Here is a 13,296-nt window from a genome sequence, read left to right on the forward strand (position 1 = left end):
ACAACGCCAAAGTATGAGCCTCGCTGCGTCGGATCGAGCCGCAATCAGTCGTGCGATGACGGCGCGGATGGCGCAAGCTGGGCCGGCAGCATAAAAAGCTGAGGCCGCCGCATTTCGGCAAGCCGCGCCCGGCAATATTCCCGGTAGATGAGGTTGAGCAAAGCCGACATGGCCGAACTCCTTGTTGTTTTTGATTGCCGCCGGACGAGGCCGGCGGGAGATGGACATACTCGGCCGGAGATACGGAAGCCGGCCGCCTGACGTTACAGCGCAGGTAGGATTCAAGAGGCGGCTGCAGTTCGCCTGTGAGCTACGAGCTAAATAGGCGCTGCCCGCGCGAAATAAATGAGCGAAGGGCGAAAAGACTATTTCGTGTGGACAAACAATCACCCGCCAATCGCGGCGGCGTGATCACTCTTGGACGGCGCGGCCGGTCGCGGCGGACACCGCCGCGAGCAGCCGTCGCCATGGCATAGACGCGCGCATCCGCAGTCACCTCCACCGGCCACCGACTGGGTGCGGCCTCTTGTTCGGCTCGCGCGTGCCCCAGCGCCGTCGCCAGCGCGAGGCCTCAACGGCTTCATGCGACGGCGCGCAAAGTGGCTTGTGCCGGCATCGGAGCCGGTTCCGGCGTCCGGTCCGGAAAGATCGCGGCGCCTCCCGCCACAATCAAGCCCGTTTCGGAGATGAACGCTTTTTAATTCGAAGCCGGTGCAGCCGCTTGGCGCCGCGGGCCGTGCCGGCTCTCTTGACCGGCGGGCGGCGCAATGTCATCGCAAGGTCAGCAAGCGGCGTTTAATCCCCTCGTCTGACCGGCCGCGCAAGCTCGCGCGTTTTCGTTATCTTCCATCCCCAGGGAATAGATCAAGGGACATAGATGATCATCAGGTCGCTCGTTTTCGGCATGCTCGCCAGCGTGGTGGCGGCCGCGCACGCGCAGGACAATCGCAACCTGCTGGAGTCCAGGGAATCGCTCTACAACAATATTTATGTGTACGAGCAGCCGCCTTACGTCAGCATGACCTTCGGCCACAACCGCCGCATCTACACCGAAAGCGTCTACAACACCCACGACGACAAGGACCTGCCGGTCGACTACACGCGCTACATGACCGCGAGCCTGATGTACGCCAAGGACGTGCATTCGATCCTGGAAATCGGCTTCGGCGGCGGCCGCACCGCCTGGTATCTGCACCGCTTCCTGCCCAACGTCCCGATCACCTCGGTCGAGCTCGATCCGACGGTGGTGCAGCTCGCGAAGAAATATTTCGGCATCAAGGACGAGCCGGACTTCCAGGTCGTCAACCGCGACGGCCGGCTGTTCCTGCAGGAATCCAAGGACAAATACGACGTCATCCTGATCGACGCCTATCGCGGCCCGTTCGTGCCGTTTCACCTCCTGACGAAGGAATTTTATCAGATCGTCAAGGACCACCTCGCCGAGGGCGGCGTGGTCGCGCAAAACGTCGAACCTTCGACCATGCTGTTCGACTCCGCGGTGAAGACGATCAATGCGGTGTTCCCGCAGCTCGATTTCTACCGGGCCGACGGCAACATCGTCACCGTCGCCTACGACGGCGCCGAGCGGAAGGGTGAGGATCTCGCGGCGTTCGCCCACGACCGCGACAAGGCTTACGGCCTGCGCTACAGCCTTGCGGACATGCTCAACGAGCGGCGGCGCATCGATATCGCAAGCGGCAAGGTCATCGACGCCAATGCCAAGGTGCTCACGGACGATTTCGCGCCGGTCGAAGCCTTGAAGAGCATCGAGCGCCATAACAGGAAGCTGCCTTGAAGACATTGCCTGCAACGCTGTCGTTTTCCATCTACGCCTGCTCCTTTCTGGTCGGCGGCGTCTTGATGGGATTTGAGATGCTGGGCAGCCGCTATCTGTTTCCCTATTTCGGCGGCGGCATCGGCACCTGGGCGAGCCTGATCTCGACGGTGCTGTGTGCGCTCGCGATCGGCTATTTCGCCGGCAGCGCGATCGTGGCGCGCCATCCGACGCAGCGCGCGATTGCGCTCGCCATCCTGATCGCGGCCGCCTATCTCGCCTGCGTGCCGGCCACCGCCGATCCGGTGATGGAGACGATTTTGAACTCGCTTGGGGACGGCCCCTCGGCGACGCTGTTGGCGTCAACCGCCCTCCTCCTGGTGCCCTTGACGCTGCTCGGCACCTTTTCGCCGATCGCGGTGAGCCTCCTGACGCGCTCGGCCGATGAGGCCGGGCGCGTGGCCGGACTGGTCTACGGCGTCTCCACCATCGGCAATGTCGTGGGCACGCTGCTCACGACATTCCTGCTGATCCCGACCGTCGGCTCGCGCGCCATCACCTATTACTTTGCCGTGGTGCTCGCGGTCTGTGCCGGCGCGCTGCTTCTCAATCCCATCAAGCGGTCCGCGTGAGGTTTGGCATAACATGCGGCAGACAGCTTCTTCTCGGTCGCAAAGGGTAATCGCGGCGCTTGCGACCGCCGCCACGCTCGTGCTCTCGGCGGCCGCCGCGGGTGCACAGGACACAAGCGACGCAAAGATCGAGTTATGGGACGGCCAGCGCGCGCTCGCGCATATCGCCGACCTGTTGCGCTTCACCCCACGCGCCATCGACACACCGGGCCATCAGCAGGCGATCGACTACATCAAGGCCGAGATGGCCAAGACCAGCGCGGATGCCGTCACCACCCAACACTTCGACTACAAGGATGAGTCCGGCAAGTCATACGCGATGACCAACATCATCGCCCGCTTCCAGCCGGCCAATCCGCGCCGCATGATCGTCGCGACCCATTATGACAGCATCGTGCACGCCTATCGCGACGCCCAAAATCCCAAGGCACCGATGCCCGGCGCCAACAACTCGGCCTCCGGCGTCGCCCTGCTGCTGGAGACCGCGCGCGTGCTGTCGCTCCTGCCAAAGCCCGCCGTCGGGATCGACATGATCTTCTTCGACGGCGAGGAAGGGCCGAAGGCGCTCGGCGCCGGCGATCCCAACTGGCACCCGATCGGCTCGCCCTATTTCACCGCGCATCTGCACGATTACTATCCGGCCGCCAAGCCGGAAAAGGCCGTGGTATTCGACATGGTCTGCGACAGGGACCTCGAGCTGAAGCCCGACCCCTCCTCGCTGGCCTCCGCCATGCCGGAGGTGAAGAAGTTCTGGAGCGCAGGCCTTGCGATCGCGCCCAAGGCGTTTTCGACGAAAACAACGAGCTATCCGATCAGCGACGATCACACCGCGCTCGCGGCCGCTGGCATTCCGAGCTTTCTCGTGATCGATTTCGAGTACGAGCCCTATTTCAACACCACGCAGGATACGATCGACAAATGCTCGGCCGGCAGTCTCGAGGCGGTCGGGCGCACGTTGCTGCAATATCTGTATTTGCCGTAACTGCGCCCTCTCCCGCGCGCGGGGAGATGGCGAACCAAGCGGGAGGAGAGAATGAACAAGACAATCACGACGCCAGTGCCGTGTGACGCCGGCGCGACCAACGCAAGCAGCGATGCCGGGCTGTCGCGCCGAACCCTGCTCGCGGCGCTGGCGGCGGCTCCTGTCGCCGCCGCGGCGATGCAGCCGGTTCTCGCCGCCGAAGCGGGTCCGACCGATGCCGCGCTAGCGGCGCAGACCGCGCTAAAGAACGCAAGCGGCACCAAGCTCGTGATTCTCGGCACCACCGGGGGACCGGCGCCGATGCTGCCAGGCCGCACCCGCCACATGACCTCGCATGTGATGCTCAGCAACGGCGCGGCCTATGTGCTCGACTGTGGTCTCGGCGTCACCAATCAATATGCGCGCACCGGCATCCCCTTTAGCGCGCTCAAATCGATCTTCCTCACCCATCATCATCCCGACCACAATGTCGAATACGGTCCGCTGCTGATCGTCGGCTGGGTGCAGGGCATGCCGCTCACCGTCCGCGCCTTCGGGCCGCCGCCGCTGAAACAGATGACGGAGGATTTCCTGCGCGCCTACAGGCAGACGGTCGAGTTCTGGTCGGAAGACTTCCACCTTGCGCCGCTCACCTCGATCGAGGTGCAGGAGATCTCGGGCGTCGGTCCGGTGATGCAGGACGACAACGTCAAGGTCTCCGCCACCATCGTCAACCATCCGCCGGTGACGCCGGCGCTCGGTTATCGGTTCGACTTTAAGGATCGCTCGATCGCCTTCTCCGGCGACACCACGGCGGTCGAGGCCATGGTGCAGATCGCCAAGGGCGCGGATGTGCTGGTGCACGAGGCGCTCTATTTGCCGGCGCTCGACGCCTATTTGCGCGATCGCATCGCCAAGGGCTTCCCGGTCAAGTACGACGCGTTCATGGCGCATATGAAGGCCGATCATGCACCCGTCGAGGATGTCGGCCGCATCGCGGAGGAAGCCGGGGTGAAGACGCTGGTGCTCTCTCACCTGACGCCAGGCCTCGACAGCATCAAGGAAGAGGACTGGCGCGACGGCGCGGCCAGGAATTTCAAGGGCGAGATTATCGTCGCCCGTGATTTGATGGTGATCTAGAACATGATCCGGAAAAGTGTGTAGCGGTTTTCCGAAAAGATCATGGTCAAACGAGAATCTAAAGCGCGATGGCGATTCGACCTAATCCCATCGCGCTTAAGCGCACCCCGCCCGCTCCCGCAGCATCGCATCGAAGGCGTGCTTGATGGCGCGGACGGCCGGGTCCTTATAAGGGAAATCCGGGTTGTCGTTGTGCACCAGCATCGAGGCATTGACCTCGAACACGACAAGGTTGCCGTCGCGGTCCAGGCCGCAATCGATGCCGAAATAATCCAGCCCGATCCGCTCACGGATCGTACGCAGCGCCTGGAAATTGGCTTCCGTGAAGACGGTGCCGGGCTCGGCGAGAAACGACGCCTCCTCCTGCTGCATCCAGGGATGGTCACCCATGTCGGTGTTGTCGTGATGCAGCTTCCAATCGCTTCCGATCGCGAGATGATAGGGCAGGATGTCGTTGCCGACGAACAGGAAGCGGTATTTCCGGAAATAGCCGTCGGCTGAGGCGTAATCGATATATTCGATCAGGTAGCGGTCGCCATCGCGATGTTGCGCCAGAAAGGCCGCAAGCTCATCGAGGCTCGCGATCTTTTCGAAGTCATCGCCGCCATGCGTGCCGGCGGGCCGCGCCAGCACGGGACAGGCGAACGGCAGTGCTTGCGCCAGCGCCTCCGGCGCGACATCGGCGCCGGCATCGAGACGCAGGATCTGCGGAATTCGGCAGCCGGCAATACCTGGCAGCAGCTCGGCGACGGCATCCCGCGTGGTGTGCTGAATTCTTGCGGGATCATTGATGACGCTCTTGCCGAGTTTTTTGACCAATGCTGCGGCCAGGGACAAGGTCGCGCCGGACTGGTCCGGGTCCGAAATCAGATTGACCACAAGCTGGACATCGCCGAGCGAAGCGACATCCACCGTGCCGTCCTCGAACATCGCCAGCGTATCCGCATCATAGGCCGCGTCCGAAAACAGATAGTTGGACGGCGTATTGCCGCCGAACGGCGCGTAGAGGGCGAGCAGGCGAAAATCCGCCGGCGATTTCGCCGCCGGCCGCCGGATCAGCGGCTGAATCTGCGCGGCTTGCGCGTAGGCGAGCCGGGCAGCGTCAGCCTCGCCCATGTCCTGCCTGATCCCGCCGATCCAATACAGGCTTTCGGCATCACGCGGATTGATGTCGACCGCCGCCTGGAAATGCGACAACGCCTCCTTGGTCTCGTTCAGCGCGAAACAGGCTTTGCCGAGCTGGTGGCGAAGCTGCCCGTCCTCCGGCCGCTCCGCGGCAAGTTCGGACAGCAGGGCCTTGGCCACGAGATGCTGCCCGGTCGCCATCAAGGCTTGGACGAGATTGGTACGCGAGGGCCAATGCGCAGGGTTCAGCTTCAGCGCTTCGATATAAAGCGCGGTCGCAGCCTGCGCGTTCCCGGTCTCGAACTGCGCATTGCCGAGATTGCACCAGCAGGCGGTGAGCGTCGGCTTCAGCCGCAGCGCGCTCTTGTACTGCTCGGTTGCGGACGAAAATTGCCGGCCGACCATATAGGCGTTGCCAAGCTTGGCGTAGAGCTCGGCCAGGATGTCGACGGCGATCTGATCGAGGCCGATTGTTTCGGCGTGGTCGAGCCCGCTTCGATAGGCAGCGATCGCCAGGCCGATCTGGCCCGTGGCGTAATGCTGTTGTCCGATCAGAAGCTGGCGATTGATGTGAGACGTAACCTCTTCGGCAGAGGAAGCAGGGACGGCAAGCACACTGAGATTCACAGGGAAGGCTCTCGGCAGGAAATGGTTAACCATGCCCACGGTTTGGTAAACAAAGCGTTCCGCCCGAGATCGCGGAGCCCGGCCCTTGCGCCTTCGCGCGCGCCCCGATTGTGGCAATGCGACCAGGAAACGCGCGAATCGGCGGCAAGGGGCGCGATCGCGCCCCGCGACGCCCCATGAAAACGTTTAAGGAACTCTTTCGCCTTCCGCCCATACCTGGAAAAAAGCCAAGCCGTAGATCGGGTTAGCCGCGGACAGCACGAGTCGGACACTGTCGCGCCAATTTCATGACCGGCTGCCACAAAATGGCGACAATCGGAAAACCAATTGTTACCTGGAAAGTTTGGGGACCAGCGCCAGTGTTCGGATCGCATCAAGCTGCACTGATGGCAGCCGCGATGGCCGTCGTATTTATGCTGCAGCCGTCGCGCGCGGTTGCCGGCTGGTGGAACCGCGCGCCGGCCGATTTCGAGGAATGCGCCGAGCTCGCCGGCAAGGCCGCAACCCAGCAAGAGCGAACGTCCGCGCTCGCCGATTGCAATGCCAAGTTCGCCGGCCGGCGCAAGCCCGGCGGCGGCTACACCTATTATGATTTCCTGCAGGACCGCAGCTTCGATATCGCCGGTCCCAATCCGACGCCGGAAGAGCAGCGCTATATCGACCAGCAATATGCGCTCTATCTGGAGCGGCAGCGGCGCAGCAACATCGTGGCCGCTTTCGCCGCCAAGCAGCAGGAACAGGAGCAAGAGCCGCAGCCGGTGTCGCTGCGAACGCCAACGGAACGCGTGCCGCTTCCGCAGGCGCGGCCGAGCAAGCTGATCGCCAACCAGGCCGCAAACAATTCGCGCACGCGCGATTGCGTGAAACCGTCATTGTCCTGCGAATGGCCGCGCCTGTCGGAAACGATCAACGACCTGAAGAAAAGGCTGTTCGGCGCAACGACGCCGGCCAAAGGCAAGAAGAGCTGACGGCGTCTAAAGCGCGATGGGATTAGGTCGGATCGCCATCGCGCTTTAGATTATTGTTTGAGCATGATCTTTTCGGAAAACCGCTTCACACTTTCCGGATCATGCTCCTAGGTGCCGGTCCGCGTTTGCGAACCGAGAGGGACGCGCAAACCGAAAGCATCGCCTCTTGTACTGACGCGGGCTCCCACCTACCCCTGTCATCCCGAGGAGGCCGCAAGGCGGCCGTCTCGAAGGCCCCGCTGCGAGATCGGGGCCGCTCACCCTTCGAGGCTCGCTGGCGCGAGCACCTCAGGAATGATGGGGATGGTTGCGAGCCCTTTGACTTATGCAATCTCCCGTCAATGACCCCGCGTTCGCTTCACATGATAGCGTTGCAGCGGGACCGGCGGATTGGCTGGGACCGATGACGGGCCGGCCGTGAAGGTCGTCGACGTCGCCCTTCTCTGCTCCTGCAACCGCGCGTCGTAACCGGGCGACGGCGTCACCGTGGGCGGCGCAGCATGCGCGACGGCGATGGTTGCGGTCGTGAGAGCCAGGATGGCTGCCGCGATGGATCGGCGCATCGTCTTCCCCCTTTTTATCTCGGCAGTCACGCCGCCACCCTTGTCATCCAAGCGCAGCCGTTTCAACGCCGCAAGTCCTTGCCTTGTAACCGTCATCAGGCACCGCTATGGTTCCGCTCACAGTGGGGCAGCCTGGCGGTAGGAGCAAACGATGGGTTTACTCGACGTCCTCAACGGCATGCAGCAAGGTCCCCGCGGCCCTTCAGGCCCGAGCGAGCAGCAGAGCAGCGGTGGAATGTCGCCGCTCACCATGGCGATTCTGGGCTTGCTGGCCTGGAAAGCCTTCAAGCATCTCACCGGCAACCAACAGAGCGCACCGACAAGCACGGCGCCGAGGCCTGCGCCTGAGCCACCTCCCTCAACCGCACCCGGCGGGGGCGGTGGCCTTGGCGATATCTTGAGGGGCCCCTTGGGCGGCGCGCTCGCCGGCGGTGCCGCAGGCAGCGTGCTTTCGGGCGGATTGTCCGACCTGCTCAGGCAATTGCAGCAGGCCGGTCATGGCGATACGGCGAATTCCTGGGTGAGCCCGGGGCCGAACAAGCAGATCGCGCCGGGCGATCTCGCCAACGCCCTTGGCGCCGACCAGATCGATCAGCTTTCAGCACAGAGCGGCTTGTCGCGCGACGATTTGCTCAATGGCCTCAGTCAATATCTGCCGCGCGTGGTCGATCATCTGACGCCGGAGGGACGGCTCCCGACCGAGGATGAGATGTCGGAACGCATCTGATCGCCGCGGCCACTGCATTTTTGTTGTTGGGAAAGGGACAGCAATTATGGGCGGCATTATCTACATCATCGTCGTCGGCTTCGTGGCCGGCATCATCGCGCGTCTTCTGTCGCCGGGACCGAACAATCCGTCAGGCTTCATCCTGACCACCGTGCTCGGCATCGCCGGCGCATTTCTGGCAACCTGGGTCGGCCAGGCGATCGGTCACTACGGCCCTGAGCAGGGCGCAGGTTTCATCACCGCCACCATCGGTGCACTGGTGGTGCTGTTCATCTGGAATCGCCTGGTCGCCAGCGGCGTGCTCCGCGATTACAATCGCTGATAGGGCCGTCATTCCGGGGCGATGCGATAGCATCGAGCTCTGATGTGCAATTGCACATCTGAGAATCTCGAGATTCCGGGTTCGCGCTGACGCGCGTCCCGGAATGACGCGCCCAATTTTACAAAATCAGATGCATGCCGGCATCCATGCGGACGCATTCGCCGGTCATGTTGCTCGAGGCGGGGCTCGCCAGAAAGTAAACGAGCTGCGCGATGTCCTCGGCGGTCGAGGCGACCTTCAGCGGAACCTTCGCCACCACCGCATCGCGCACCTGCTTGGCACCGGCTTCGCCGCGCCCCTTGGTGAACCAGGGCGTGTCGATATAGCCGGGGCAGACCGTGTTGACGCGGATGGCGGGCGCGAGCGCGCGCGCCAGCGACAAGGTCATGGCGTTGAGCGCGCCCTTGCTTGCCGCATAGGCCACCGAGGAGCCGCCGCCGCTGATGCCGGCAACCGAGGAGACGTTGACCACCGTCGCCGCGCGCCCCGACGCCTTGGCGCTCGCTTCCAGCAGCGATCGCGCGGCGCGGATCATCTGATACGGCCCGATGGTGTTGACTGCATAGATGCGCTGAAAATCCTCGGCCGACAGCCCGTCGAGATTATCATGCGGCACATGCTTGGTGGTGCCGGCATTGTTGATCAGCGCGTCGACGCGACCCCAGGGCGCCGCCGCGGCGACGATTTTCTTGCAGTCCTCGTCGCGCGACACGTCGCCCTGCACCACCACGACCTCGGCGGCGCCTGCCTTGCGGCAGGCTTCCGCAGTCGCCTCGGCCTCGTTCCGGCTATTGGAATAATTGACCACGATGCGCCCGCCGGCCTTGGCAAACAGGCCCGCGGTCGCAGCACCAAGCCCCGACGCCGAACCCGTCACGATCGCGCACAAACCATCCTTCGACATCGTTTCCCCTTGATTGGTTTTCAGGCCATCAGCGGCCAAGCCGCGCTTACCATATCGCGGGGCAAAATCGCCGCAAATCTGCGATAGTCCATTGCGCGGAATTAGATTTTCCGCAAGCCGCACCGCGACGGCGGCTGCCGCCTGCAATCATGCCCGCACCGCAAGCGCCCCTGCGACCAGCGCTTGTCAGGGCCATGGCTTTTCCCCATCATCCGGTGCAAGAAAAGCTCGCAGTCTCGCCCCTTCTGTCCGGGCGCGGACGCGCCAATATCCCTAAAGCGAGGAACGCTGTGGCGGAGAGTGAGAACATCGTCGTCGAGACCGCGGAAAAGATTTTCACCGATCTCGCCGACGCGCAAACCATCAACAGCGACAAGACTGGATCCTGGAAAGCGCCGCTGTGGCAGGCGCTCAGCGAGGCCGGCCTGCCGCTGTCCTGGGTTGATGAAGACCTTGGTGGTTCGGGCGCCTCGCTTGCCGACGGATTTGGCGTGCTCGGTGCGGCCGGACGGTTTGCGATCGCGGTGCCGCTCGCGGAGACCATGCTTGCGGGGTGGCTGCTGGCGCAGGCCAGGATCGCCTCGCCCCCGGGCGAGATGACGGTGGCACCGGCAAGCCCGAAGGACCGCATCACGCTCAATGCCGACGGCACGCTGACCGGCCGCGCCCGCGGCGTGCCGTTCGCCAAGGCCGCCAAGCATGTTGCCGTGCTGGCACACGGGGCGGATGGCGTTTGGATCGCACTCGTGGACGCCGCCAAGCTGCGCATCGAGCCGGGCCTCAACCTTGCGAACGACAACAGCGATGCCGTCACCTGTGACAAGGTCCAGCCGATCACCGCAAAACCCGCGCCCAAAGGCTTTGACCAGAACGCGCTGATGCTGATGGGCGGCGTGGCGCGCAGCCTGCAGATCGCGGGTAGTCTGGAATCCATGCTCGACATCAGCGTGCGCTATTCGAATGAGCGCGTGGCGTTCGAGAAGAAGATCTCGAAATTCCAGGCGGTGCAGCACAATCTGGCGCGGCTTGCCGGCGAGTCGGCCGCGGCGCTGGCGGCCGCGACTTCGGCGGCCGATACGATCGCCACCAACCCGTCCTTCGCTGAGGACGCGGTTTTCCTCGAAGCCGCCGCGGCAAAGATCCGCTGCGCCGAGGCCGCCGAAAAGGGCGGCGCCATCGCGCATCAGGTGCACGGCGCGATCGGCTTCACGATCGAACACATCCTGCACCGTTACTCCTTGCGCGCGCTGTCCTGGCGCGACGATTTCGGCTCCGAGAGCTACTGGGCCGTCGAGCTGGGAAAACGGATCGCCGCGCGCGGCGCCGACGAATTGTGGCCCCTGGTGGCCTCGCGTTAAACGAAGGTTTTCGACATGACAGCAGCGCTGCGTTTCGATCCGATCCGCCTGCCGCCAAAATGCGAGGAGCTGCGCAAGGAAGTGCGCGCCTTCCTTGCCGAGGAAATCGCGGCCGGCACTTTCAACCCGTTCAAGCCCAACCGCGAGGACACCGACGTGCCGGCCTTCTCCCGCAAGGTGGGCGAGCGCGGCTGGATCGGCATGACCTGGCCGAAGAAATATGGTGGCCATGAGCAATCGTTCCTGGAGCGCTATGTGGTGACGGAAGAGATGCGGGTGGCCAACGCGCCGACGCGGCGCTTTTTCGTGGCCGATCGCCAGAGCGGGCCGATCCTGCTGAAATACGCCCCCGAGCACGTCAAGATGGACATCCTGCCGCGCATCTGCCGCGGTGAGCTCTGCTTTGCCATCGGCATGAGCGAGCCGAACTCCGGCTCCGACCTGTTCGCGGCGAAGACCAAGGCAACCAAGACCGACGGCGGCTGGCTCATCAACGGCACCAAGATCTGGACCTCCTCGGCGCATATCGCCGACTACATGATCGCGCTGTTCCGCACCTCGCCGCCGACCAAGGAAAACCGCCGGCACGGGCTGACGCAGTTCCTGGTCAAGATGAAGCAGCCGGGCATCAAGGTGAACCCGATCGGCCAGATCACCGGCCAGTTCGAGTTCAACGAGGTGGTGTTTACCGACCATTTCATTCCCGACGACTATGTGCTCGGCGAGATCGACGGCGCCTGGAAGCAGGCGACGAGCGAGCTTGCCTATGAGCGCTCCGGCCCCGAGCGTTTCCTGGAAACCTATTACGTGCTCACCGAGCTGGTGCGCGCGGTCGGCGACAAGCCGGATACGCGCAGCGCCGAGGGCATCGGGCGCCTGGTCGCCCAGCTCCATACGATGCGGCGAATGTCGGTCTCGGTGGCCGGCATGCTGCAGGCCGGCAAGGAGCCGGTGGTGGAGGCGGCCATCGTCAAGGACATCGGCACGGTCTGGGAGCAGCAATTGCCGCACCGCGTGCGCGACCTCGCCGCTTTCGTCGAGGAGGACGCCGGTAATCGCGAGACGCTGGAGAAACAACTGTCGTTCGCGATCAAGACCGCGCCGAAACTGACCATTCAGGGCGGCACCACCGAGGTGCTGCGCGGCATCATCGCGCGCGGACTTGGTCTGCGGTAGCGTTGATGAATCGAAAGCTCGCGCCGCAAGCTCTTCCACCTCTCCCATCGGGAGAGGTCGATATTCTCGCGAAGCGAGAATATCGGGTGAGGGGTACGGTCCCTCGTGAGCGCGACGGCCCCTCACCCGGCGCGACGCGCCGACCTCTCCCCGCCGGGGAGAGATGAAGATGATCGGAGACACTCATGACCAACTACACAGATATCGGCGTCGAGAAGCACGGCCATGTCGGCCTGATCGAGATCCGAAAGCCGCCGCTGAACTTCTTCGACGTCTCGCTGATCAACCAGATCGCCGATGCGCTCGAAGAGTTCGATCGCGACATTAAGATCCGCGCCTCCGTGCTCGCCGCGCAAGGCAAGGCGTTCTGCGCCGGTGCCAATTTCAACGATCCGGCGCGACAGCAACAGGAAGAGCGCGCGGCGTCCGATCCGGCCGCGAACCTGCCGATCAATCATCTCTATGTCCAGGCAGTGCGCATCTTCCGCAACAAGAAGCCGATCGTCGCCGCGATCCATGGCGCGGCCATCGGTGGCGGCCTCGGCCTTGCGGTCTCGGCGGATTTCCGCGTCACCTGCCCCGAGGCGCGGTTCTCCGCCAACTTCACCAGGCTGGGCTTCCATCCCGGTTTTGGTCTGACGGTCACGCTGCCTGAGTTGATCGGCAAGAACAATGCGGAGCTGATGTTCTATACCAGCCGCCGCGTCACCGGCGAGGAAGCCTACCGCTGGGGTCTCGCCAACGAGCTGGTGCCGCAGGACCAGGTGCGCGCCGCCGCCATGAAGCTCGCCGGCGAGATCGCCGAATGCTCGCCGCTCGGCCTCGTCTCGACCCGCGCCACCATGCGCGCCGGTCTCGCCGACCGCGTGCTGGCCGCGACCAACCACGAGCTGGTCGAACAAACAAGGCTGCGCGCGACGGAAGATTTCAAGGAAGGCGTCAATGCCACCGCCGAGCGTCGCGTGGCGAATTTCAAGGGAAGATGAAGCCGGCCGCTTGAATCGGACTGGCTGCGAACT

At 63.7% G+C, this 13,296-nt stretch carries 14 protein-coding genes; 10 read left to right on the forward strand and 4 right to left on the reverse strand.

Going from position 1 to position 13,296, the window contains the following annotated elements:
• Positions 1-44: 44 nt before the first annotated feature.
• On the reverse strand, positions 45-170 hold the full coding sequence (locus P6U23_RS38310) for a hypothetical protein (RefSeq protein WP_407177450.1): 126 nt from the start codon (positions 168-170) through the stop codon (positions 45-47).
• A gap of 707 nt (positions 171-877) precedes the next feature.
• Between P6U23_RS38310 and P6U23_RS38315 the strand changes: the two genes are divergently transcribed.
• From P6U23_RS38315 to P6U23_RS38330, 4 genes are read left to right on the forward strand one after another with little or no spacing between them, the layout of a single operon-like run.
• Positions 878-1,795 (forward strand): spermidine synthase, encoded by a 918-nt coding sequence (locus tag P6U23_RS38315; RefSeq protein WP_407177451.1) that lies wholly within the window; start codon positions 878-880, stop codon positions 1,793-1,795.
• Complete coding sequence (locus P6U23_RS38320; protein ID WP_407177452.1) at positions 1,792-2,406, forward strand: fused MFS/spermidine synthase; 615 nt, start codon at positions 1,792-1,794, stop codon at positions 2,404-2,406. Before P6U23_RS38315 ends, P6U23_RS38320 begins: the two co-directional genes overlap by 4 nt.
• Positions 2,407-2,419: 13 nt before the next feature.
• The gene (locus P6U23_RS38325; protein ID WP_407177453.1) at positions 2,420-3,388 is read left to right on the forward strand and encodes a M28 family peptidase; all 969 of its coding nucleotides are present in this window, start codon (positions 2,420-2,422) and stop codon (positions 3,386-3,388) included.
• A gap of 51 nt (positions 3,389-3,439) precedes the next feature.
• Positions 3,440-4,507, forward strand: a complete 1,068-nt coding sequence (locus P6U23_RS38330; RefSeq protein ID WP_407177454.1) for an MBL fold metallo-hydrolase — start codon at positions 3,440-3,442, stop codon at positions 4,505-4,507.
• Positions 4,508-4,603: 96 nt separating this feature from the next.
• Here the strand turns inward: P6U23_RS38330 and P6U23_RS38335 are convergent, their stop codons facing one another.
• Positions 4,604-6,259 (reverse strand): tetratricopeptide repeat protein, encoded by a 1,656-nt coding sequence (locus P6U23_RS38335; protein ID WP_407177455.1) that lies wholly within the window; start codon positions 6,257-6,259, stop codon positions 4,604-4,606.
• A gap of 398 nt (positions 6,260-6,657) precedes the next feature.
• Here P6U23_RS38335 and P6U23_RS38340 point away from each other — a divergent pair, with 398 nt between their 5' ends.
• A complete protein-coding gene (locus tag P6U23_RS38340) occupies positions 6,658-7,227 on the forward strand; it encodes a hypothetical protein (protein WP_407177456.1) in 570 nt (189 codons plus the stop codon).
• A gap of 338 nt (positions 7,228-7,565) precedes the next feature.
• On the opposite strand, the gene P6U23_RS38345 is transcribed toward P6U23_RS38340, so the two are convergent.
• On the reverse strand, positions 7,566-7,790 hold the full coding sequence (locus P6U23_RS38345) for a hypothetical protein (RefSeq protein ID WP_407177457.1): 225 nt from the start codon (positions 7,788-7,790) through the stop codon (positions 7,566-7,568).
• Between the two features lie 151 nt (positions 7,791-7,941).
• Here P6U23_RS38345 and P6U23_RS38350 point away from each other — a divergent pair, with 151 nt between their 5' ends.
• Both P6U23_RS38350 and P6U23_RS38355 read left to right on the forward strand, forming a co-directional pair.
• Positions 7,942-8,517 (forward strand): YidB family protein, encoded by a 576-nt coding sequence (locus P6U23_RS38350; protein ID WP_407177458.1) that lies wholly within the window; start codon positions 7,942-7,944, stop codon positions 8,515-8,517.
• Positions 8,518-8,563: 46 nt separating this feature from the next.
• Positions 8,564-8,839, forward strand: a complete 276-nt coding sequence (locus P6U23_RS38355; RefSeq protein ID WP_407177459.1) for a GlsB/YeaQ/YmgE family stress response membrane protein — start codon at positions 8,564-8,566, stop codon at positions 8,837-8,839.
• A 118-nt stretch (positions 8,840-8,957) separates the two neighbouring features.
• Here the strand turns inward: P6U23_RS38355 and P6U23_RS38360 are convergent, their stop codons facing one another.
• Entirely contained in the window at positions 8,958-9,743 is a 786-nt protein-coding gene (locus P6U23_RS38360) for an SDR family NAD(P)-dependent oxidoreductase (protein ID WP_407177460.1), read from the reverse strand.
• A gap of 290 nt (positions 9,744-10,033) precedes the next feature.
• Here P6U23_RS38360 and P6U23_RS38365 point away from each other — a divergent pair, with 290 nt between their 5' ends.
• From P6U23_RS38365 to P6U23_RS38375, 3 genes are all read left to right on the forward strand, one after another.
• Positions 10,034-11,101 (forward strand): acyl-CoA dehydrogenase family protein, encoded by a 1,068-nt coding sequence (locus P6U23_RS38365; protein ID WP_407177461.1) that lies wholly within the window; start codon positions 10,034-10,036, stop codon positions 11,099-11,101.
• Between the two features lie 15 nt (positions 11,102-11,116).
• Entirely contained in the window at positions 11,117-12,277 is a 1,161-nt protein-coding gene (locus P6U23_RS38370) for an acyl-CoA dehydrogenase family protein (RefSeq protein ID WP_407177462.1), read from the forward strand.
• A 185-nt stretch (positions 12,278-12,462) separates the two neighbouring features.
• Positions 12,463-13,263, forward strand: a complete 801-nt coding sequence (locus tag P6U23_RS38375) for an enoyl-CoA hydratase/isomerase family protein (RefSeq protein WP_407177463.1) — start codon at positions 12,463-12,465, stop codon at positions 13,261-13,263.
• The last annotated feature ends 33 nt before the right edge of the window (positions 13,264-13,296 follow it).

Origin of the sequence: Bradyrhizobium sp. STM 3562, assembly GCF_045571435.1 — a bacterium.
Classification (GTDB): domain Bacteria; phylum Pseudomonadota; class Alphaproteobacteria; order Rhizobiales; family Xanthobacteraceae; genus Bradyrhizobium.